At 40.8% G+C, this 22,098-nt stretch carries 18 protein-coding genes and 4 tRNA genes; 4 read left to right on the plus strand and 18 right to left on the minus strand.

Features of this window, described 5'->3' with window-relative positions; translation table 11 throughout:
• Positions 1–10: 10 nt before the first annotated feature.
• Both P3J6_RS17395 and P3J6_RS17400 read right to left on the minus strand, forming a co-directional pair.
• Positions 11–868, minus strand: coding sequence for a hypothetical protein (locus P3J6_RS17395; protein ID WP_178956545.1), 858 nt, complete (start codon positions 866–868; stop codon positions 11–13).
• A 14-nt stretch (positions 869–882) separates the two neighbouring features.
• On the minus strand, positions 883–1,905 hold the full coding sequence (locus tag P3J6_RS17400) for a LysM peptidoglycan-binding domain-containing protein (RefSeq protein WP_232735521.1): 1,023 nt from the start codon (positions 1,903–1,905) through the stop codon (positions 883–885).
• 288 nt (positions 1,906–2,193) lie between these two features.
• Between P3J6_RS17400 and P3J6_RS17405 the strand changes: the two genes are divergently transcribed.
• The 3 genes from P3J6_RS17405 to P3J6_RS17415 are packed head-to-tail and all read left to right on the plus strand — an operon-like array spanning position 2,194 to position 4,029.
• On the plus strand, positions 2,194–2,826 hold the full coding sequence (locus P3J6_RS17405; RefSeq protein ID WP_178956547.1) for an energy transducer TonB: 633 nt from the start codon (positions 2,194–2,196) through the stop codon (positions 2,824–2,826).
• Positions 2,827–2,840: 14 nt separating this feature from the next.
• Positions 2,841–3,431, plus strand: a complete 591-nt coding sequence (locus P3J6_RS17410) for a sigma-70 family RNA polymerase sigma factor (RefSeq protein WP_178956548.1) — start codon at positions 2,841–2,843, stop codon at positions 3,429–3,431.
• The gene (locus P3J6_RS17415) at positions 3,418–4,029 is read left to right on the plus strand and encodes a hypothetical protein (RefSeq protein WP_178956549.1); all 612 of its coding nucleotides are present in this window, start codon (positions 3,418–3,420) and stop codon (positions 4,027–4,029) included. Before P3J6_RS17410 ends, P3J6_RS17415 begins: the two co-directional genes overlap by 14 nt.
• A 79-nt stretch (positions 4,030–4,108) precedes the next feature.
• On the opposite strand, the gene P3J6_RS17420 is transcribed toward P3J6_RS17415, so the two are convergent.
• The 14 genes from P3J6_RS17420 to xerD form a co-directional block, all read right to left on the minus strand.
• Positions 4,109–5,785 (minus strand): KAP family P-loop NTPase fold protein, encoded by a 1,677-nt coding sequence (locus P3J6_RS17420; protein WP_178956550.1) that lies wholly within the window; start codon positions 5,783–5,785, stop codon positions 4,109–4,111.
• 210 nt (positions 5,786–5,995) lie between these two features.
• Complete coding sequence (locus P3J6_RS17425) at positions 5,996–7,372, minus strand: Na+/H+ antiporter NhaC family protein (protein ID WP_109874150.1); 1,377 nt, start codon at positions 7,370–7,372, stop codon at positions 5,996–5,998.
• A 107-nt stretch (positions 7,373–7,479) separates the two neighbouring features.
• Positions 7,480–9,138, minus strand: coding sequence for a penicillin binding protein PBP4B (gene pbp4b / locus P3J6_RS17430; protein ID WP_178956551.1), 1,659 nt, complete (start codon positions 9,136–9,138; stop codon positions 7,480–7,482).
• Positions 9,139–9,148: 10 nt separating this feature from the next.
• The gene (locus P3J6_RS17435; RefSeq protein ID WP_198523656.1) at positions 9,149–10,324 is read right to left on the minus strand and encodes an exo-beta-N-acetylmuramidase NamZ family protein; all 1,176 of its coding nucleotides are present in this window, start codon (positions 10,322–10,324) and stop codon (positions 9,149–9,151) included.
• Between the two features lie 858 nt (positions 10,325–11,182).
• Positions 11,183–11,259 (minus strand) — tRNA-Arg (locus P3J6_RS17440).
• Positions 11,260–11,306: 47 nt separating this feature from the next.
• Positions 11,307–11,383: transfer RNA gene (locus P3J6_RS17445), tRNA-Arg, on the minus strand.
• Positions 11,384–11,430: 47 nt separating this feature from the next.
• A tRNA-Arg gene (locus tag P3J6_RS17450) sits at positions 11,431–11,507 on the minus strand.
• A 36-nt stretch (positions 11,508–11,543) separates the two neighbouring features.
• Positions 11,544–11,636 (minus strand) — tRNA-Ser (locus P3J6_RS17455).
• A gap of 128 nt (positions 11,637–11,764) precedes the next feature.
• A complete protein-coding gene (locus P3J6_RS17460; RefSeq protein ID WP_138606615.1) occupies positions 11,765–11,947 on the minus strand; it encodes a hypothetical protein in 183 nt (60 codons plus the stop codon).
• Positions 11,948–12,300: 353 nt separating this feature from the next.
• Positions 12,301–13,836 (minus strand): lysine--tRNA ligase, encoded by a 1,536-nt coding sequence (gene lysS, locus P3J6_RS17465; protein WP_054201888.1) that lies wholly within the window; start codon positions 13,834–13,836, stop codon positions 12,301–12,303.
• Between the two features lie 26 nt (positions 13,837–13,862).
• Positions 13,863–14,961 (minus strand): peptide chain release factor 2 gene (gene prfB / locus P3J6_RS17470; protein ID WP_109874146.1). Its coding sequence is split into 2 segments (ribosomal slippage): positions 13,863–14,885 and positions 14,887–14,961, totalling 1,098 coding nucleotides; the frame shifts between segments, so codons are not numbered across the junction.
• A 145-nt stretch (positions 14,962–15,106) separates the two neighbouring features.
• Entirely contained in the window at positions 15,107–16,828 is a 1,722-nt protein-coding gene (gene recJ / locus P3J6_RS17475) for a single-stranded-DNA-specific exonuclease RecJ (RefSeq protein ID WP_198523657.1), read from the minus strand.
• Between the two features lie 85 nt (positions 16,829–16,913).
• Positions 16,914–17,642: a bifunctional protein-disulfide isomerase/oxidoreductase DsbC gene (dsbC, locus tag P3J6_RS17480; protein ID WP_138606619.1), complete on the minus strand. Its 729-nt coding sequence runs from the start codon at positions 17,640–17,642 to the stop codon at positions 16,914–16,916.
• Positions 17,643–17,715: 73 nt separating this feature from the next.
• Positions 17,716–18,642 carry a site-specific tyrosine recombinase XerD gene (gene xerD, locus P3J6_RS17485; protein ID WP_198523658.1) on the minus strand — a complete coding sequence of 309 codons (927 nt, stop codon included), beginning with the start codon at positions 18,640–18,642 and terminating at the stop codon, positions 17,716–17,718.
• A 105-nt stretch (positions 18,643–18,747) separates the two neighbouring features.
• Between xerD and fldB the strand changes: the two genes are divergently transcribed.
• Positions 18,748–19,269, plus strand: a complete 522-nt coding sequence (fldB, locus tag P3J6_RS17490) for a flavodoxin FldB (protein ID WP_008467792.1) — start codon at positions 18,748–18,750, stop codon at positions 19,267–19,269.
• 49 nt (positions 19,270–19,318) lie between these two features.
• Here fldB and P3J6_RS17495 read toward each other — a convergent pair whose 3' ends face one another.
• Positions 19,319–19,765: a DUF2147 domain-containing protein gene (locus P3J6_RS17495; RefSeq protein ID WP_198523659.1), complete on the minus strand. Its 447-nt coding sequence runs from the start codon at positions 19,763–19,765 to the stop codon at positions 19,319–19,321.
• Between the two features lie 176 nt (positions 19,766–19,941).
• The gene (locus tag P3J6_RS17500) at positions 19,942–21,951 is read right to left on the minus strand and encodes an alpha-amylase (RefSeq protein ID WP_198523660.1); all 2,010 of its coding nucleotides are present in this window, start codon (positions 21,949–21,951) and stop codon (positions 19,942–19,944) included.
• Positions 21,952–22,098 lie beyond the last annotated feature (147 nt).

Below are 22,098 nucleotides of genomic sequence, written 5' to 3' on the forward strand. Positions count from 1 at the left end.
ACTTAATACATTACTGGCTTATCTGTGGCTTAAGATCGTTTAAATCTAAATGGATAGTCATTTCAAAATTCTCAGGCTGTACAGCAACATCACTCAAACCTGTTCTTGCAAAATAATCTTCAAAGTCTTGCTGATATTTAGCCGAAAACTGCGAATACGCGGTAATAAACAAACTTAGCTTTTTAGCTATTATTGGGTAGGTAGCGGCAAGTTCCCGCAGTTTTTCAGGTTCAGCAAAGGCAAATTCAGCATAAATATTAAAGTCGTTCTCAACATTAGTTTTACCATATCTAGATAAAAATCCATTTTCATAATCAGGCCCTATATTTCTATCTTGCGTTAAAGCCTCATAGTTCGAGGATACAGGCTTCCACTCTTTTGGCAGCAAAGCTTGCCATGCAAAAATAACGAAAGGTGAACGCATATAAACCAACGAGCTTAATTCATGATGAACCCCTTTCAACGAATTTTCGAAATTAAAATTCGTGCCATTCCATCCTGAGAGATTAACTAGAATTATGGAGTTGCTTGAGTATGTCCCACCCGCTTCAGCTCCTTCCATAAGCATAGGACCAGAGAGATAAATAGCGTCAATTACTTCAGCAACAAACCCTTGAGGGTATGTCGTTAATGCGGCCTCAATACCATCAAGTGACTCAGAAGCATCTGCAAGCGTAGTCATTTCCATTTCAAGAATTGGAGCCTCTCCATCACTTACTGTAAATTGCTCTGGGAAAAATAAACGGGGTTCACCAGCTTGAATGTCTACTTGGTATGTTTTGGATAAACGGTTTGCTTGCTCTGTTTCACTTTCTAAATATGAACACGCACTAACTAATAACAAAAAAACGAACACTAATTTTTTCATTTATAAAATCCCTTCTAATGAGCATGCCTGAATGTCGCCGCTGGCACTATTGAAGTAGTAAATCGAACAACAGCAGGTAGAGTAGCAGGTATAACAACAGCCCTAGCAGACCCCCATAAAACAACACCTCTTGCAGTCATACCTGCAGCAGCAGCAAAACTAGCAGGATCGTCCGCAACTCCCGCACCAAAAGTAACGTAATCCTCTACTAATGTACCTATGACGATTAATGTCGCCCCAGCAAATAAACCTATAGCTAAAGGTTTATCCCATGCACTGCTATTGTCGGAGTTCTCTCTTGCACTTTTTCCATTAGACCCCGTAAAAGTTACCTCTAAAATAAATGATACTTTTTCAGCCAAATAATTAAACTGATTAATTTTTCCTTTTAACTGAGGGAGATGGACTTCATACTTCAACTTTAGAAGGGGAGAGTTTGAACTTACCTCAACGCCTACAGACGTAGTTGGCAAATTAGGATTTGTACTTTTAGAAATAATATTTGTACCAAGAGTTAATTTTTTTGTTTTTTCGTCGAAAGCTAACTTTGTGTCACTAATTAATGCCCCAAAAGCTTTATTGGCTTGAGATGTAACTGTAGCCTCTAACTTTCTATCATTTATTACATAATTAATAGGAAATTTATCAACACTAGACAACGTAATGTTACCTGTCATCTTAATTTCCACAATAGCATTAGGGATTATAATAGGAGGTTGTCTGATATCATCTAGTTTATAACTTAATGACATTGGTGCTGTAATTTTATTAGGTCGTTTATCTAAAGAGTTTTTGGGAGTGCTGAATACTCTTGCATTTTGTCTAGCCTCAACTTTAGAGTGCTCTAAAGAAGGTATCAATATTTTTTGACCTGGGTAGATAAGATCAGGATTTACTATCGGTTTGTTAGTAATGGCTACCACTTCTTTTCGATTATTGAATTTCCATAATCGTGGCCACTCCATTGGTGAGCCTAAATACTTAGAAGATATATCCCATAATGTATCACCTTTTTTTACAATATATTCCTTTACCATGTTCATTCCTTTTTATGTGTAAGTTCCTTTATTGGGACAAATATACTGGCGCTACTCAAACTTGTCAATTTCATCTACCTAGAGTAAATAAAATAGAAAATAACAGGCAAAACTTAAAATAACTACATTCTTTTTAGCCAACCCAAAATAAAAAAATCAAGAGACCTTTTATATAGGTAAAATACTCCCCCTGTATTTTTAATAAAATTTTAAAACGATTTCACCCCTTTTCTATTTGCCAGCCGTTATAGCTCTGAAACAACATAATAAGTTAATTTGGAGCGGCTTATGCACACACTTGAATTTCCTAAAAACCCCATGTTCAAAACATCAACAGCTGTTCTTGGCGGTGCTGTGATGACCTTTATTGCATTCGCCTTTATGCAGTACTTAATTAGTGGCGAACAAAGAGCACCTATAAAATTGGGTGATGATATTACTGTTGAGATTTTTCAAGCACCAGAAGATAAACAAACCACGCATATTAAAAGAATACCGCCACCACCCACACCTAAAGTGCCGCCTAAAGCACCACCACGTGTAACACCTAGTAATGAGCCAATAACAGCAATAAGCACAGCACCACCCATAGTAATTGACGGATTTGGTAACGATATGAAGCAAACACTGACCCGCCCTACGGGAGATGCTTCACCCATTGTGCGCATAAATCCAAAGTACCCAACTAGCGCAGCTCGTGATGGTATAGAAGGCTGGGTGCAACTTAGCTTTAATATTTCACCCACTGGTGAAGTGATTGATGCCACGGTAGTAAATGCCGAACCAAAACGCATATTTGATCGCGAAGCGCTTCGCGCAATTAAACGCTGGAAATATCGCCCAAAAGTAATTGAAGGTGTGGCACAATTACAAACAGGTCAAACCGTACAGCTTGATTTTAAATTAGACAGTTCGCAGTAAAGGAATAAGCGCCTATGCTATTGAGTATTAAGTCATGGTTATTTGAAGCGCCAAGCAAAGACTGCATGGCGCGGTATGCAAAAAGTGGCGACAACCGCCACTTAGAGCAGCTTATTGCCTTATACAGTAACGATTTATATCACTACCTAGTTACCCAGTCTAATACACATTTAGCATACGACGTAAGCCAACAAACATGGCTAAAGGTTATTGAAAAGCGCCACCTTTACCAAGCACAAACCACGCCCAAAGCCTGGTTATTTAAACTCGCACGCAACACCCTAATAGACGAATACCGCAAACAGCAACACTTTGTCGAGCTTGACGAAAACAACCAACTGCCTGCGCAAAATAACAATCAAAGTGAATTAACAAGCAGTGACTCACACATAGGCGACACACACATAAGTTATGAAGCGTTTAATGCTGCGCTCAAGCAACTTAGTTTTGTGCAACGCGAAGCCATCACCTTACAACAAGAAGGCTTTAGCCTTACCGACATAGAGCTTATAACGCAAAGCAACGCCCAAACCATAAAAACAAGGCTACGCTACGCCAAACAAAACCTAAAACAATTATTAGGAGATTATAATGAACAAGCCTGATGAGCAGTTTAATGAAAAGCTCACACAACATTATAACGAGCGTAAAGCACGCACCAGACTTTCGCACGCTCAGCAACAGGCGTTAAAACATAGCGTAATCCAAAAACAACCTAAAAAGCTTGGCTTTGCCCTGCAACTCACAAGCCTTACCTGCGCACTGGGCTTACTGGCTTTTATAGTTCTCGACAGTAACAACGTGATAAATACTGCCCCTAAAACCGTATTAAACACCATAGACATACACGACTACTCGTTTATAACAACGCATGAAATAGATCAAACAGGTAACTACGCTAGTACCATAACGCAACAAAAACGAGCGCTCGACACCCAACTAGCAAACGACTTACGCCGCCATCAACAACACCATATAGAATACGGCACGCTCGTAAAGGTCGACAACGACTGGTACATAGCCAGCTGTAATGACGAGGTACTGGTACAAATTAAGCAGTCACTGCTCAGTGATTTAAAAGGAAAGCATGCAGTAGAAAGTAATATAAATACGGGTGATATGCTCGCTATGGCGCATAACGGCAAAGGGCAGATTATTGCTCTTAAACATGCCGAGGATGGGGTGAGACAGTGTGGGGCTTAGGTTGTTTTTAGCATGGTGGTAATTTAAATAAGTAATTACCACCGAGAACACAGAGGCGCTTCGCGCTGCACAGAGATAGTTAACTATCGCCCATGTAATCTAATGGTGAAGAAAGCTCTATAAAATCACGGTAGTGCTCTTTAGTAATTTCTTCATAGCCATCTTTTATGTAAATGTAACTTAACCACAAGAGTGTAATATTGCCTACCCTAGGCTTTCTGACATCAGCATTTGCTAAGTTTTGTTCAGCGCTATGAAGTGCTGTTACGTTCTCACTACTTGAACTAAACATTAGAGTCACAGAATTTGTTGTATTATTAAATACTCTGCAAAAGATACTATCTATAAATTCAGTTAGTTTTATAGAGTAATTCCCAGTAGCAAAATTATTATTTCTACTTGTCATTTGACCTAAGTAAAATGAATTTGTGTAAGATAATGGTTCAATAAAATATTTTATCTCTGCTAGTTGTTGTACGCCTTGAATGCTCTGTTTTAAAAAATTATTTAAGCTTATATTTCGTACTTCGCCTTTATGGTTTTTTCCATCTCGTTTAAACCTTCCAGTAATTATCTCTTCATAAAGTGAGTGGTCTTTTTCATAGATACAAAACAAAACAGCGAGCACAAGTACATCAACTTTTTTACCACTTGGTAAATTTGCAATAATAGCTGTCATTCGTTCAGTAATTTGAATAGCTGTTCTTGCTGATACCTGAAAGGCGTCTAATACAATAGAAATATTGGCTAAAGCAGTTTCGTGGGTTTGTGCGCGGGGGAGTAACTCAATATTTTTACTTTCTAAATACGCCGTTTCAAATTTAGTTGTATCACTGTGTACAAATAAAAAGTCTTTTAATACAGGTCGTTTTAAGCTGTAACGGCTATTAAAAAAGCGACCTAAATAAACGTTTGCATCAAAGCCTTCACCATAAATTGATTTGATTGTATGTTGAAGTTGCTCAGTATCTGTTGCAACAACAAACACAATGCCTTTAACATCAAAAATATGTTTAATCGTCTCTAACATTTCTACCGCATAACTTGGGCGACAGCGATCTAATTCATCAATAAAAATAAATATGGGTAGCGACTTACCTTCCTGCTTTTCAAACTTACTTACCCAGTCTGCTAACTTGGATTTGATTACTTCGATGCTTTTATTCTTTGCTTCATGATCTTTAATCAAATTTTGTGCAAGCGCTTTTACTGCTGGTGAAAAGTCGCTACCAGTTAACTTGTTAGAATTTTGCTTTTGATCATCTTCAATTTCTTCATCAGAGAATAGTAATGTGTGTAACTCATCTAAATCTATGCCTGATATTTTTTTAGTTAGGCCTTGTGCAATAGCAGGTGCAACAGCCTTAAACATCGAAACTGCACTTTTAGGAATAGTTATATTAAACTTAGCCTGACGTTGAAGCTGTTTGATGATACCTGCAATTACAGTTAAAAATGGGTCGTCTGAATAGTCTTGCTGCCATGCATCAATATATACAACAGGAAAATCTACTATTAATTCTCGTGACCAACGCTTAAGAAAATAGGTTTTACCTGCCCCCCATTCAGCATTGAGATTTAATACATAGTTTTTCTTTTGCTCATCATCAGGCCTACTTTTGTCAAAACCTTCTTGAACCAATAGCCTTGATAAGAATGTGGCATAACGAGCACGATCTAATTTATCAGCAGGAAAATACTCCCCCAGTGAACGGTTGGTTGGCTTGTTCCAGTTGAAGCCTTTAATATCGTGCATTTAATTTCCCTTTAAACCATTCTTTTTCATATAGTGCCATACTACATTCAATAAACGTAACCTATTAATAAAAAGCTATTATTATTTATCTCTGTGTAGCACGTAGCGCCTCGGTGTTCTCGGTGGTGATCAATCTTAAACAAAAAAGCCTGCAGATTTGCAGGCTTTAAACTCACTCACTTTGTTGGGTTTCGCTACGCCCTACCCAACCTACAAAACAATTAAGCTCGTTACTAAGTAAGCAACAAACGTTAGGCCGCCGCCCACTAACGCATACGGTAATTGGGTTTTAACGTGGGTGAGTAAATCACAACCCGAGGCGATGGCTGATACTGCGCTGGTGTCGGATATAGGGGAACAATGATCGCCAAATATCCCGCCACCTAAAATAGCGCCTACCACCAGCGATGGCGGTAAACCAAGCGCTTGAATAAGCGGTACGCCAATAGGGATGAGGATGGCAAACGTGCCCCACGATGTACCCGTAGTAAACGACATAACCGCACCGGTTAAAAACAGTACTGGCACTATTAAATATATTGGTAAGTAATCGCCAACCAAAGATGCCACAAACACGCCTGTGCCTAGCTCTTTTAAGCTTGCGCCCAAGGTCAGCGAGAGCAATACAATACTTACCAGTGGGAGTAATTCGCCCATGCCTTTAAAGCCGGTATCAACAAGTTGGTGGTGGGTAAACTGGCGCGATCCAATCATTAAACAATAGGCTACAACAATAGCTAAAACGGTGGCGTACAATACTGATTTTGAACCGCTGCCCTCGGCAAGTACGCCGTTACCGGTATAAAACATAAAACCGACCATGCTCACAATCAGCGTAAGTAATGGCACCAACATAAAGCGTGCTTTAGAGCCTTTTACTTCTTCTTTTAGCTCGGTTGTTTGTAGCTCTAGTTTTTGCTCGGCTACTTTCATTGGGCCATGTACTTTATCGAACGCAATGGTATAAAAAACAATAACCAGAGTGATTATGGCGTAAAAGTTATAGCCTACACTGCCCCACAGCACCGATACGGCCGACTCGCCTAATTCGTAATTACCTAACAAGCCCAGTACAAATGCACCCCAGCCGTTTAGTAATATTAAAATACATACAGGGGCGCTGGTGCTATCGATTATATAAGCTAAACGCGCGCGGCTCATTTTAAATTTATCGAACAGGCCGCGAGATAAAATACCCGAGGTAAGCACACTTAAGTTTGACTCTATAAATACCGCAACGCCGGTAAACATAGTTAAAAAGCCCACTTGGCGCTTACTTTTAGCAACGCCTTTGTTCATCAGCAAATTAACAGTAGCAGCAACACCGCCAGATTCGCGAATATAGGCAAGTAAGGCGCCTATTAAAATACTAAAGATGAGTATACGGGTATTACCAGGAGAACTGGCCACAGCAACTATGCGCTCAATGCTATTTAAAAACGTAGTAAATACGCTATTTCCTTCACCTTGTAATGCGAGTAAAAATTCCGATGAAATTACCGCAACAAGCAGCGCCATAATGACTTCTTTGCGCCAAAACACAATAATAATGGCAATCAGCGGTGGCAAAATAGAATACCAATGCATAAACAAACCTTTTTAATTTTTATAATAAACGCGGCTTTAACAGCCTTGGTTAGTTAATAGTAAGCAGTTAACTTAATAGATTTACACCATTAAGTCACTCACTGAGTTTACTGATTTAACAGCGCCTCATAAATTAATGAAACAATAGAACCATATTGAGCTGTTTCAAAGTTTTTACCTACAAACTGATAACGTTTTTCACTACCTTTAATTGGTGAATGGCGTGCATTGGTAAGTAAAACAATAGCTAAATCGTAAGCGGGATCAATCACAGTTACTGTGCCAGTCCAACCTGTGTGTCCATAAGCTTGTGGGCTGGCATATGGGCCAAAGTGCCAGCGCCGCGCTTGATTATTTCCTGCAAGACGAAAACCTAAGCCGTAGGTTTCATCGGTACTTTGTGGGGTTAAAAACTGCGCCAAACTACTGGCATTAAAAATTTGCTTATCGCCGTAACCGCCCTTGTTGAGCAACACTTGGCATAAAACGGCTAAATCGGGGGCATTACTAAATAGTCCTGCATGGCCTGCTACACCATCAAGTGAATAAAAAGCACGCTCATCATGTACCTGCCCTTGCAGTACATTGGTGCGAATATTATCAAAATGAATACGGCCATCGCGGGTATTTCCACTTAGCTCCGTGGCGGCAAACTGCTGACGATTAAAGCCTTTTTTAAGCGGGTTAAATAAAGTGTTGTTAAGCTTTAAAGGCGCGTAAATATGCTGCTCTAGGTATTCGTCGAGCGGTTGGCCGCTAATACGCTCAATTAAAACTCCTAAAATCATGTAATCAATATCAGAGTAAACATGCTGAGCGCTTGGCTCACTGGCTAGTGGTACGCTGGTAAGTAGTAATTGTTTAGTGGTGTCGCTGGCTTGTGAAAAAAAAGCTTCGCCATAGCGGGTGTCTTTTCGATGAAAGTCGAACACAGGCGGATAACCGGCTTTATGAGTGAGTAAGTCTTTAACTTGGCGCAGCTCTCGTCCATCGCCTTGGTATTCTGTTAGGTAATCACTCACTCTGTTATTTATGTTTAATTGCCCTTCGCTTACTAGTTTCATTAACGCAAAGTTAGTAGCAAATATTTTTGTGTTTGAGGCTAAATCAAAGAGTGTATTTGTTTGCATGGGCTCTGGGCGTAACAACATTAAGTCATTTTGCTGATATTGCTTGGCATCACCATAAGCGGTTAATTTTAATATCTTACCCGCTTTAATTATCGCTAATACCGCACCAGGAAAGCCCGCACTTACATCTTTTTCTATTAGCTTATCTACCGCACTAAAATCAATGGTTTTAGCCACTGAGCTATTTAGAGTAGCAAAGGCAAATCGCAGAGTTAAACTACCGTTAGCTGGTTGAATGTTATCAACCTTAAAAGTATTAACTCCGTTGTGAGTGTACTGCCCTAAATTAAAGGCATACTCAGTATTTTTTTGCAGGGTATCAAGCGCTAACTTTTTATTATTAATATAAATATCGGCACTTAAGGCACTTTCATTTTGTAGTAATAATTGCCCTCGCCCTTTATATGCTTTAAAGGTCCCACGATTATTTACATATTCTCGGCTACTGGGGTTGGACTCAGGAAAGGTAGCAATAACTTGCGCATTAGCGAGGCTCTGTATTTGATTAGGAATAAACGGGCGCTGAGATTTAATTGCACTGCTTGCGCCACTGCAACCGGTAATAATAAAGCAAAGCGTAATTGTCAGTGCGTTAAAAAAAGTACGCTTTGCTAACACGGAAAAATTTAAATACACACTCATTCCTTTATTGGTAGAGCAAATAAGGCGCTCTTTGCTGTTTAAATTGCTCAAGCCCCGCTTGCCAACTTTGCTTAATTTCCTCAGCTGTTCGCCCCGCTTCTATGGCAAGTCTGAGCTGATCAGTTCCTGCGAGTTTATCCATAAAATCGGCACGTTCAAAAAACACCTGCTTAGCCTGAGTCAGTTGCTGGTAAACATTAATTAAATAATTTAAGTTTAAGCCTGTGATATTACTATGGCGTAAATCAATCCCTTTCACCATTTGGTCTTTAAATTTAGGATTAAGCGCTGCGCCTTTTATTGAACGCGGAGTAAAGCTAAAGTCCCCAAGTGCTACTGGTGAATAACCAATAACCTGAAATGCAAAGTCAGTTCCTCTACCTATGCTAACAGGGGTTGCTTCAAAAAAGCACAACGACGGATACAGCGCTATTGATTGATCGTTGGGTAAATTAGGGCTTGGTTTTACCGGCAAACTGTATGGCGTTGTGCGGGTGTAGCCTGCAACAGGGATCACGCTCAGTTGTAAATTAGCAGCTTGATTGATCCAGCCCTCGCCTTTGATCATTTTAGCAAGCTCGCCTACCGTCATGCCGTGCAGCACGGGTATTGGGTGCATGCCTACAAACGACTTAAAGTCGCGCTCAAGTATTGGCCCATCAACGTAAGCAATATTGGGGTTTGGCCTATCAAACACAATAAACTCAATATCTTGCTCGGCTGCGGCTTCCATCATGTAATGCATAGAGCTTATGTAGGTATAAAAGCGCACGCCTACATCTTGAATATCAAAAATAATAACATCTACATTGCTAAGAGCTTCGATACTTGGTTTTTTGTTTTTGCCATAAATAGATATAAGCGGGATACCAGTTTTGCTATCAACGGCGTTTTTAACATGCGCTCCCGCGTCATGATCGCCTCGAAAGCCATGCTCAGGTGCAAAAATTTTAGTAATATTGATGTTTTTAGCCAGCAAGCTATCAACTAAATGCGTTTGCCCCACTACAGAAGTTTGATTAACCACCAGCCCTACACGCTTATTTTTTAATTGCGGTAAGTACAAAGCAAACTGTTCTGCACCTACGGCGATTGTATGTTTAGCCTCATTTGCGTGTGCGGTAACAGTAAAAAGTGCGCTTAAAATAAATAAGAATATAAAAAATACGGTTTTAAACATACAGCAAGATCCTTTTAAACAAGACGTTCAAAATAACACAGCCGAGTTTAAAGAGCAGCTTAGGTTTTAGGTTTTAGGTTTTAGGTTTTAGGTTTTAGGTTTTAGGTTTTAGGTTTTAGGTTTTAGGTTTTAGGTTTTAGGTTTTAGGTTTTAGGTTTTAGGTTTTAGGTTTTAGGTTTTAGGAATGAGAAGCTGCGCTGCTAATATAAGCAAGTTCTTTGTATATTTAAGTTTTTAAAGCCGTTATTCACAAAGAGGTTAAGAGGCGCTGCGCTTCTAGAGAAGTGATTAAAACATTATAAATAAAAAGCGACGCTTTTAACGTAAGCAAGCTCCACGTCTGCTTGAAATTTTAACTGCTGTGTTTAGTTGGGTTTAACTGATAGCTTAAGACTTTCTCAAATTTCAGGCACAAAAAAACCGACTTAGTGTCTGCCTATGTATGAAAGTGCTGGGCGCAGGGCGTATCTTGTAAGAGTGAACCTCCGACCGCCTAGTTCATAGCCTACTACATTTTTAAATTTCACTTTATTTCAGACATAAAAAAACCGACTTTCGTCGGTCTCTTTTCTATTAACTTTTGTAGTAATAGAAAGTAGTGGGCGCAGGACGTATCTTGTAAGAGTGAACCTCCGACAGCTTGGTTCGCAGTAGGTTACTTTATCCACATCCACGCTTTGGTTTATTTCAGGCACAAAAAAACCGACTTAATGTCGGCTTATTTATGAAAGTGCTGGGCGCAGGACGTATTTTGTAAGAGTGAACCTCTGACCGTCTGGTTCGTAGCTAGCTACTTTCCCATATTCACTTTATTTTAGGCACAAAAAAACCGACTCAATGTCGGCTTATGTATGAAAGTGGTGGGCGCAGGAGGATTCGAACCTCCGACCGCCTGGTTCGTAGCCAGGTACTCTATCCAGCTGAGCTATGCGCCCACTTTCATTTTTTTACTTGTTTATACTCTAAGCAGAGTGTGTAAAAGTGGTGGGCGCAGGAGGATTCGAACCTCCGACCGCCTGGTTCGTAGCCAGGTACTCTATCCAGCTGAGCTATGCGCCCACTTTTACTATTTGCTTTTTTATACTCTAAGCAGAGTGTGTAAAGAGTGGTGGGCGCAGGAGGATTCGAACCTCCGACCGCCTGGTTCGTAGCCAGGTACTCTATCCAGCTGAGCTATGCGCCCATCTTTACGTTTACAAGATTTCGCCATTTAAAAAAATGGTGGAGAGGGAGGGATTCGAACCCTCGATAGAGCTACAAACTCTATACTCCCTTAGCAGGGGAGCTCCTTCGGCCACTCGGACACCTCTCCGTCTTGTGGGGCGTATAATAAAGATTTCAGAAAATATGTCAAACACTTTTCTGACAAAAGTGACTATATGGCTATAGATTGCACACATGTCTGGTTTTAAAGTGTAATTAGTTTGAAAATTAATCAGGTTAGGTATTTGGAGTGCTTGAGTTAACACCCATCACTGGCACTAGTTCATCCGTAAGCTCTGCTAGGTATTGCTCTTGGTAGCCCAATTTTTGAAACTCAGCAATACATGCGCGATAGTAAGCTTGTCGCTGTTGCTCTGTGGTGCTCTCATCGGGTAAAGACTCTACTCGTTTAGCTTTCATATTATTTATCTAAGTCCTTTAGAAATTTTTATTTTTACGACTAATAATGACCGTGTACAAATTTCGGCCATATTTTAGCTAAAAAATTCACATAAATACAACATAATGTTTAAAAAACAATCATACCAAAAAGTTATAGCACTGCTTTAATGTTGCTAAGCAGTGAGGCAACTTTATGATAATGAAACTGAATTAAAGGTTAATATCCCTTTGTACTTACATTTTATTATCAGTGTAGTACTTATTAATTAAAAGCCCTAATATAAAGTTTAGGCAATGTCTCACAAACAATAAGGCAAAAAAAACGCCGCTAATTAGCGGCGTTAATAATTTTATAGTTTATTCCTTCAAGCTTAGTCAGCTTGTGGGCGCATGTGCGGGAATAAAATAACATCTTTGATAGTTGATGAGTCAGTAAATAGCATCACTAAACGGTCAATACCAATGCCCTCACCTGCCGTTGGTGGTAAACCATACTCAAGTGCGCGAATGTAGTCTTCGTCATAATGCATTGCTTCATCATCACCAGCGTCTTTCTCTTCAACCTGACGAGTAAAACGCTCAGCTTGATCTTGTGCATCGTTAAGCTCTGAGAAACCATTTGCAAGCTCACGGCCACCAACAAAGAATTCAAAACGGTCAGTTACAAATGGATTTTCGTCGTTACGACGTGCAAGTGGAGATACTTCCCACGGGTAGCCTGTGATAAATGTAGGTTGGATAAGCATATGCTCAGCCGTTTCTTCAAATATTTCACATAAGAACTTACCTGGGCCCCATACGCAGTTTTCAGGAATTTTAACGTGTACTTGTTTAGCGTACGCTTTTAATTCTTCAAAGTGGTTTTCTGGGTCGTTAAATACCGCAGCATCAAACTCTGGGTTATATTTTAAGATAGCATCTGCCATGCTTAAACGCGTGAACGGTTGACCAAAGTCATACTCTACTGAATCAACAACGTCGCCGTTTTCATCTTTAGTGGTGTTAACCACAATTGGGCTGCCCAGTACATTAGTTGCAACTGTACGTAACATGTCTTCGGTGATGTTCATTAAATCAATGTAGTCAGCGTACGCTTGGTAGAACTCAATCATAGTGAATTCTGGGTTGTGGCGTGTCGATAACCCTTCGTTACGGAAGTTACGGTTAATTTCGAATACGCGGTCAAAACCACCTACCACTAAACGCTTTAAGTAAAGCTCTGGTGCAATACGCAAGTACATATCGATATCAAGCGCATTATGATGCGTTACAAACGGACGTGCCGTCGCGCCACCAGGAATAACCTGTAGCATTGGCGTTTCTACTTCCATAAAATCGCGGTCAGCTAAAAAGCGACGAATGCCTTCAACTACTTGTGAGCGAATGCGGAATGTTTCACGCGTTGCTTCGTTAGTAATTAAATCAACATAACGTTGACGGTATTTAGTTTCTTGATCTGATAAGCCATGGAATTTTTCTGGTAGTGGACGAAGTGACTTAGTCAGCAGTTCGTATTCTGTCATTTCTACGTATAAATCGCCTTTACCTGATTTGTTTAGCGCGCCTTTAACACCAATAATATCGCCAATATCAAGCTGACCATATTTTGCTTTTAAATCTTTTTGAACGTCTTTTGAGGCATATGCTTGTACACGGCCTTTCATGTCTTGAATAGACATAAATGGACCTCGTTTAGCAAGAATACGACCTGCAATCGATACTACGTGCTGTAATTCGATTAGCTCTTCTTTACTCTTATCACCAAACTCAGCCTGCAAATCTGCCGTGTAATGCTCACGACGGAATTGGTTTGGATGACCGTTGGCTGGGCAATTTTCGCGAATAGCGTCTAATTTGCCGCGACGCTCAGCGATTAACTTATTTTCGTCTTGGATTTGATCAGTCATTTTTTAGCTCTTTTTTAGCTTGGTGGTTATAAACCAGATTTTAAGCTGGCTTCAATAAATTTATCTAGGTCGCCATCGAGTACCGCTTGAGTGTTACGGTTTTCAACGCCAGTACGTAAATCTTTAATACGCGAGTCATCAAGTACGTATGAACGAATTTGACTTCCCCAGCCAATATCAGACTTGTTGTCTTCTTGGCTTTGCTTTTCAGCATTTTGCTGCTGTAGCTCAAGCTCAAATAATTTCGCTTTTAACTGCTTCATTGCTTGGGCTTTATTTTTATGTTGTGAACGCTCGTTTTGACATTGCACCACGGTATTAGTTGGTACGTGAGTAATACGTACCGCCGATTCGGTGGTATTTACGTGCTGACCACCCGCGCCTGATGCACGATAAACGTCTATACGTAAGTCAGACGGATTAATATCAATCTCAATGTTGTCATCAACTTCTGGGTAAACAAACGCAGATGCAAACGAGGTATGACGACGGCCACTTGAATCAAATGGGCTTTTACGAACTAGGCGGTGTACGCCTGTTTCAGTGCGTAACCAACCATAAGCGTATTCGCCAGAAAAACGTACCGTTGCACCTTTAATACCAGCAACATCACCATCGGTCGCTTCAACTAGCTCTACTTTAAAGCCTTTAGCTTCACCCCAGCGTAAGTACATACGCAGTAAAATATTACACCAGTCTTGTGCTTCTGTACCGCCAGAGCCTGATTGTAAATCAAGGTAGGCATCGTTTGAATCGTGAGAGCCTGAAAACATACGACGAAACTCAAGCCCTTCAAGCTGCTGGTTTAAATCAGCTAGTTCGCTTTGTGCTTCATCAAAGGTGTCTTGATCTTCGGCTTCAACAGCAAGCTCGACTAAACCTTCAACATCGTCAGTACCAGCAACAAGGTTATCGATTGTTTCAACCACGGCTTCTAGTGCTGACTTTTCACGACCAAGGGCTTGTGCGCGCTCAGGCTCATTCCATACGGCTGAATCTTCAAGTTCGGCGTTAACTTCTTCTAAACGTTCTTGTTTAAGAGCGTAGTCAAAGGTACCCCCGAAGCAGTTCAGTACGTTCGCGAATTTCCTTGATTTGATTAATCACAGGATTCACTTCAAACATGTACATTACTCCAAAATGGCTAGGTTATTGCGCACTTAAAAAAGAGACCGAGCGCAATTAAAAATCATTAAATAATAAAAACGCCCGATTTTAACAAAAAACCGCGCGTTTTATTAGCCTTTTATGCATGGTTTGAAGATATTTTTTAGCCCACTTTTTCAAGCTCTCTAACTATAAGTTGTAAACTAAATTTACCTCTAAATTCATTTATATCGAGCTGATACGCTACTTTAACAAACTGCGCCTCGGTATCTGGCCACGCTTTTACATCAATCCCAAAGGCTATGGCATCCACTAAGCGTGCAGACTGATGCTTTAATACTAGCTTTAAGTGTTTTTCACCCACAATACGCTGCTGGATTACTTCAAAGGTGTGTTCAAATATCGGCTCAGGAAACTGCTGCCCCCACGGGCCCGATTGTTTTAAAAGCTGGGCAAAGTCCATGCTAAAGCAGTCGTTAGGTAGCTCACCATCGGTAAACACAATGCAACGTTTACTTTCTTCACTGAGTTGCTCACTAACCGCACTATCAAACGCACGTTTAAACTCAGGAAATTGCTGCTCGTTAATACTTAAACCTGCCGCCATTGCATGGCCGCCAAATTTATTAATTAAACCGGGCTGCGCGGTGTTTAACCCCTCAAGCAGGTCGCGCATATGCAAACCTTCAATAGAGCGACATGAGCCTTTTATTTCACCGTTTTCGCCACCCGCAAATATCACGGTTGGGCGATGATATTTTTCTTTTAAGCGCCCCGCTAAAATGCCAATAACGCCTTGATGCCAATCGTCTTGATACAAACAAATGGCATCGGGCACGCTATCTTCTTTAAATGCTAGCCTATCGAGCACGGCTTGCGCTTCTACTTGCATACCTTGCTCTATTTCACGTCTGGCAAAGTTTAAGCTATCAAGCTCGCCGGCTATGCGCCTTGCTTGATTTATATCGTTGCTAAGTAAGCAAGCTATACCCAAACTCATGTCATCTAAGCGCCCTGCTGCATTTAAACGTGGCGCCAATGAAAAGCCAAAATCGCTGGCACTCAAACGAGCTGCATTGCGATTAGCCACTTCAATCAATGCGGTGATACCTGGGCGGGTTTTACCGCTGCGAATACGTGCCAAGCCTTGATGCACTAACGTACGGTTATTCGCATCCAGAGCCACCACATCGGCCACCGTACCAAGGGCTACAATATCGAGTAAGTCAGCAATATTTGGCATAGGATGTTGGTTAAAGTAGCCTTGTTCACGCAGCGCACTTCTCAGTGCGATAAGTAAATAAAACGCCACACCAACACCAGCTATCGACTTAGAAGGAAAATCACAGTCATGACGATTAGGATTAACAATAGCATCGGCATTCGGCAGTTGCTCGCCTTGTAAATGGTGATCTGTAACCAGCACTTTAATGCCTGCGGCTTTAACAATATCAATCCCTGCAATACACGAAATACCGTTATCTACGGTGATCACTAAATCGGGCTGCATAGTCACTATTTGCTCAGCCAATGCTGGGCTTAAACCATAACCTAGACTAAAGCGGTCTGGCACTAAGTAATCTAAATGAGTAAAGCCAAACATGGCCAGCCCTTGCATTAAGGTGGCGGTGCTGGTTGCGCCGTCGGCGTCAAAATCGCCAACAATAAGTATTTTGCTTTGTGCATGCAGCGCATCAATTAACAGTTGGCTGGCTTTGTCTATATCTTTAAACAACTTAAAGTCGAGTAAAGTAGCCGCACTATTATTTAATTCATCAGCATGGCAGACGTTACGCGTGGCATAAATTTGCTTAATAACAGGATGTAGATGACTAGGTAGATGAGAGTCGTCAACGGGTTCTCGCGCAATGATCATTTTTTTCATGCTGGTTTTTTAACTTATGATGTTCATAACAAAAAGACAAAAAAAGGCCATAAAGGCCTTTTTAAACAGGTACTCAGGTTTTTAATTAACCTGCTTTATTCGCCTCAAGCGCAGCGCTTAATGCGGCTGCTGGTTGGTAGCCTGGGATCATCGTGCCATCTTCTAAAATAATAGCCGGTGTACCACTAACACCAAAACTTTGGCCTAATTGGTAATGCTCTGCAACGGGTGCGCTACAATCTTTTACAATTTGTGTATCCGAGCCCGATTTAGCTTCAGTAAGTGCTTCTTGCTGATCTTTAGCACACCACACATTCATTAAATCAGCATAACCTGACCCCTGTAGGCCGCCACGTGGAAATGCGAGGTATTTAACCGTAATACCCGACTCAAGTAAGTCATCAAGCTCTCGGTGTAATTTACGACAGTAACCACAGCTAATATCTGTAAACACGGTAATGCTGTGTTTTTCTTCTGGCGCTTTATACACAATCATTGAATCTTCGTATTCTTTTAACCCTGATTGGCGCACACCATTAAGTGCTTGCTCGGTTAAATTATTACGGTTGTTTAAATCGATTAGCGTACCTTGCATTAAAAACTGACCGTCAGGGCTTGCATATAGCACCCCTTTATTGGTAATCAATTCTTTTAAGCCTGCAACCGGACTTGGGTTAATTTGTTTTACAGTTACTCCAAGCGCGGCAAATTTTGTCACGATAGGATCATTGGCATCGGGTGTTACTGCAACGCCATTAGCAAAAGCGCTCAAACTAGTGCACAACATGGCACCTGCTAACATTAATTTTTTCATAACGGGTTCTCTATCCTAAAAAATACTTATCTTATCGTGTCTATATGACCGGCTTAGTGACAAAAAAATTCGCTTAAGCACGAGGATGGTGCTCAGCATGCACCGATTTTAATCGCTCATTCGCTACATGCGTATAAATTTGGGTAGTTGATAGGTCGCTGTGGCCAAGCATCATCTGCACCACACGCAAGTCAGCCCCATGATTTAATAAATGCGTTGCAAATGCATGTCGCAAAGTATGAGGTGATAACGGCGACTCAACGGATGCCAAAATAGCATAGTGTTTAATCCGATGCCAAAAAGTTTGTCGTGTCATGCCTACCCCTCGTTTAGAAGGAAATACAAAATCGGTGGCGTGTTTTATCATTTGTGCGCGCCCGAGCTTTAAAAACTGCTCGAGCCAATACATAGCTTCTTCACCTAAAGGCACTAACCGCTCTTTGTTTCCTTTACCTTTTACAAACACCACAGCTTGGCGCAAATTTATTTGCTCCATTCTCAGCCCCACCAGCTCAGTTACCCGCAAGCCTGTTGCATACAAGAGCTCTAGCATGGCTTTGTCGCGCAGACCCATTGGTTCTTCTGTATTGGGGGCACTTAATAGCGCCTCTACTTCAGCCTCAGAAAGCGTTTTTGGTAACGACTGCCCCGCTTTAGGCTGAGCAATATTAACCATAGGTGAGTCGCTAATTATTTTTTCGCGTACAAAGTACTGATAAAAACGTTTTAATGCACTAATGCTGCGTGCAGTACTGCGTGGCTTTAGCCCTAAATCAACACGGTGTGCCAAGTAACTTTCAACATCTAAGCTGGTTACCGTCATTAAGTTTTCGCCTTTTAAAAATTGGCAAAACTTATCTAAGTCACTGCGATAAGCGCTCAGTGTGTTTTCACTTACGCCTTGCTCTAAATAGAGGCTATCAAGAAAGGTTTCTAAAAAGTCGCTATTGCTATTTAGCTCAGTGTTTTGTTCAGGTAAATCGTCAGATAGCGTTGTCACGTTGTGATCTCATGTTGGTAATACCACGGTAGAAGGTATCAATTAAAAATACCTTACGGTAAACTTAAGCCTATCATAACAGGCAATTACACAGTGATAAATACGATGCAGATTGGTTTATTTTTTGGTTCTACTACCTGCTATACCGAAATGGCGGCAGAAAAAATACGCGATATTATTGGCGCCGACATTGTCAGCTTACATAATATTAAAGACGAGCCGCTAAAAAACGCTGAGCAATATGACTTTATCATTTTTGGTATTTCTACGTGGGACTTTGGCGAAATTCAAGAAGATTGGGAATCAAAGTGGGACGACATAAAAGACGTTGACCTAAATGGTAAAACCATTGCCTTATTTGGGATGGGCGATCAGCAAGGGTATGGCCAATGGTTTCAAGACGCATTAGGCATGCTTCATGATGAAATAAATGCCCAAGCCATTACTCAACTTGGCTTTTGGCCTAACGACAGTAACTACGAATTTGAAGCGTCTAAAGCCCTTACCGAAGACGGTAAACAATTTGTTGGTTTAGCATTAGACGAAGATAGTCAGTACGAACTAAGCGACGAGCGTATTGCCACCTGGGTAGAACAAGTGATGACAGAGTACGCTGAAACTCTGTAACTATTTAGTATACAAACAGCGCTGCCATGCAGCGCTTTTTAACCCTTAATTACTCTACTTTTAACCAGTATTGGTTACGGTAAAAAAAGCCCACATAACCACGTACTTCTAACTGTTCACCATTTTGCTTTGGAGTTAGACGCACACTGTAGGTTTTACCATTATTTGGGTCGAGAATTTCACCGTCTTCCCAACTACCGTCACCTGCATAAGTTACATCTTCAATAATGGTCATGCCTAGCATCGGCTGATTCTTTTTATCACCGTTGCACTCGCTACAAAGCGCATCTTGCTTGGCTTTATTGAGTATTGTTTCAATTTTGCCAGTCAGTACGCCATCTTGTTCAGTAATGCGTACGTACGATTTTGCTTCTTTGGTGTCTTCATTAATGGTTTTCCAAAGCCCTACAGGACTCATATTTGCATGCGCACTATGGCTTATAAATAAAGCTGCAGCGAGAGTGCTTAGCAAAGTTAGTTTATTAAAGTTTTTCATTGAGTTGCTTTAATTTTAAATAGCGAATAAAACGATAATACCAGCTGATTTATAAACACACTATGAAATTACATAGCTAATTAGGTGCATGTAAAAAATAAAAACCAAGTGCGTTTTAACACACTTGGTTTTTAAATAATAATCACGTTTTAAAGTACATGATTAAAAGTGCATATTTAAAAGTCACGTACCTCTACACTTGAGCTATTAAATTCAAACATATTAATTTTGCCGCACTGGGCCATATGGTTAGTGCTTGCATATGGGGTGTTTGCTTGATTTATATCACCCTCCCACTCAGGGCCATTTTTTACAAATGCTTTGAGTTCAAACCAGCCGTTAACGGCTTTACTGCAATCCATATCAGCATCAAGCATCCAGTAGTGTTCGCCCCATATGTTAAGTGCTGTAACGCCAAAACCATCATTATCTACCGTTTTTTGCGCGCCATATTCACTAGGCCATATATTAGTAGTCCAATCCATCGCGGTACCTTGCGCCTCACTGCTTTGACCCTGCTCAATACCATACCAATCTAGGTAATTATCGTTTGCTTTCCAGGGCGAAGTGGTGTTGTTTTTTAAATTGTTGTGACGAATAGGCATGGCACATTCAATGTTCGTTGTTTGGCAGTTTCTACCAAGGTTTGCATTGGCATAAGTGTGATCTATTCCACCACGAACAAACATATCTTGCCCGCTTTGTGTTTGCGCATTGATAAAAACAACGGTTCTTTGCCAATCACCACCGTTATTAGGAAGCGAGCCTTGTAGTAATTTAGCATTTTTATGAATAGCCATGGCATCCCATGGCGCCACATTTAGATTAATAGTGCCGTTACTATTAACTGTAATAACCTGACCACTACAGCTTTTAGCATCACCCGAAAGCTCACCTTTTAATACGTTACAGTACTGCCCAGCAGCCATATCTGTTTGAACTGTTGCATTTAAAGTTGAGTCTTCTTTATTAATTGCCATATGGCCTGAGCTACCTCGCCCAAATGCAATCTGGTTATTGGTGTTATCCCACCAGTTTGTTACACCCCAGTTATCGGCAGTGTTATTTCTAAAATCAACACCACCAGCAATGTACGACCAACGATGCTCACACTTCCATTTGCTTGCAAAACATTCCAAGTTACCATTGTTGTGCACTGGCACACTTGGCCCACCTGCATCGGTATCACCATGAAAGTCATAACTCGACATGACTTTTGGGTACCCATACGGATACGCCAACATAAAGACGTTAGCTAGGTCGTATAAACGGCCATCTTCAAAAGTAATTACATTACCCGCACCACCATGCCCACGTTGGTTATCATGGTTATCAACAAATACCACAGCTGATGAACTTGGCATAAAACCCCAACCTTCACCAAAATTACTTAGCCACGCAAGCGAGCCATTTCTAAATGTATTACCAAGCTGTGTACTGTATTTAAACTCAGTAACTAAACCTGTACTTAAATACTCTGAAGCATCTACCGCTTCAGTACCTTGATCTATCACCTCATGAAACACCACTGGCGAGCCATTTATTTTAGCCATTAGACTTTGAATATCGCTTGCTGCAACATGCTTAGCAGCATCAAACCTAAAGCCTTTAACACCTAAAGCTTGCAGGTCATTAATATAGGCCGCTAACGTATTTTGCACATAAGTTGAAGCGGTATTTAAATCGGCAAGCCCTACCAGCTCGCAATGTTGCACACGATAGCGATTATTACCGTAATCTTCAGGGTTAATTGAGCAGCTTTGGTGAAAATCTTGTGGGCTGTAAATAGGATATTGTTTATTACCAAAGTTATTACCGGCGGTACCAGTACCATTGCCTGCAGCCATATGGTTTATTAGGGTATCAACATATATATCTACGCCTGCCGAATTACATCGATTAACCATATCTATAAACTGCGTCCGGTTCCCGCCACGGCTTTGCAGTTGGTAGCTCACAGGTTGGTAACGAGTCCACCATTGGTTACCTGTAATATGCTCGTTAGGCGGAGATACCTGTACAGCAGCATATCCTTTAGGCCCTAAAAACTGTTCACATTCTTGGGCTATATCTTGCCAGTTCCATTCAAATAAGTGCACAAATGTTGTAGGTGCAGCCATAGCTAAGCTTGGTAAAGTTAAGCCGAGGCTCAATCCTGCAGTGGTGATAATTTTATTCAGCTTCATAGTGTGTGTTCCAAGTGTTGAGCGAGTTAAACAACATACTCGACGTTATTTACAAGTGGTTAACACTAGTCTGGTGATTGATTAAATAAAAACTGAATACGTATGCATAATGGGTAAATTATCTTTCTTTTTAAATAACTAAGCTCA

The organism is Pseudoalteromonas sp. 3J6 (assembly GCF_903995135.1).
GTDB lineage: Bacteria > Pseudomonadota > Gammaproteobacteria > Enterobacterales > Alteromonadaceae > Pseudoalteromonas.

Excerpts from the sequence above, each read along its gene's own strand:
- P3J6_RS17405 (WP_178956547.1), top strand. The coding sequence starts at position 2,194 with ATGCACACACTTGAATTTCCTAAAAACCCCATGTTCAAAACATCAACA.
- fldB (WP_008467792.1), top strand. The coding sequence starts at position 18,748 with ATGCAGATTGGTTTATTTTTTGGTTCTACTACCTGCTATACCGAAATG.
- P3J6_RS17495 (WP_198523659.1), bottom strand. The coding sequence starts at position 19,765 with ATGAAAAACTTTAATAAACTAACTTTGCTAAGCACTCTCGCTGCAGCT.
- P3J6_RS17415 (WP_178956549.1), top strand. The coding sequence starts at position 3,418 with ATGAACAAGCCTGATGAGCAGTTTAATGAAAAGCTCACACAACATTAT.
- P3J6_RS17435 (WP_198523656.1), bottom strand. The coding sequence starts at position 10,324 with ATGTTTAAAACCGTATTTTTTATATTCTTATTTATTTTAAGCGCACTT.
- P3J6_RS17500 (WP_198523660.1), bottom strand. The coding sequence starts at position 21,951 with ATGAAGCTGAATAAAATTATCACCACTGCAGGATTGAGCCTCGGCTTA.
- lysS (WP_054201888.1), bottom strand. The coding sequence starts at position 13,836 with ATGACTGATCAAATCCAAGACGAAAATAAGTTAATCGCTGAGCGTCGC.
- P3J6_RS17460 (WP_138606615.1), bottom strand. The coding sequence starts at position 11,947 with ATGAAAGCTAAACGAGTAGAGTCTTTACCCGATGAGAGCACCACAGAG.
- P3J6_RS17400 (WP_232735521.1), bottom strand. The coding sequence starts at position 1,905 with ATGGTAAAGGAATATATTGTAAAAAAAGGTGATACATTATGGGATATA.
- dsbC (WP_138606619.1), bottom strand. The coding sequence starts at position 17,642 with ATGAAAAAATTAATGTTAGCAGGTGCCATGTTGTGCACTAGTTTGAGC.
- P3J6_RS17420 (WP_178956550.1), bottom strand. The coding sequence starts at position 5,785 with ATGCACGATATTAAAGGCTTCAACTGGAACAAGCCAACCAACCGTTCA.
- P3J6_RS17395 (WP_178956545.1), bottom strand. The coding sequence starts at position 868 with ATGAAAAAATTAGTGTTCGTTTTTTTGTTATTAGTTAGTGCGTGTTCA.
- P3J6_RS17425 (WP_109874150.1), bottom strand. The coding sequence starts at position 7,372 with ATGCATTGGTATTCTATTTTGCCACCGCTGATTGCCATTATTATTGTG.
- P3J6_RS17410 (WP_178956548.1), top strand. The coding sequence starts at position 2,841 with ATGCTATTGAGTATTAAGTCATGGTTATTTGAAGCGCCAAGCAAAGAC.
- recJ (WP_198523657.1), bottom strand. The coding sequence starts at position 16,828 with ATGAAAAAAATGATCATTGCGCGAGAACCCGTTGACGACTCTCATCTA.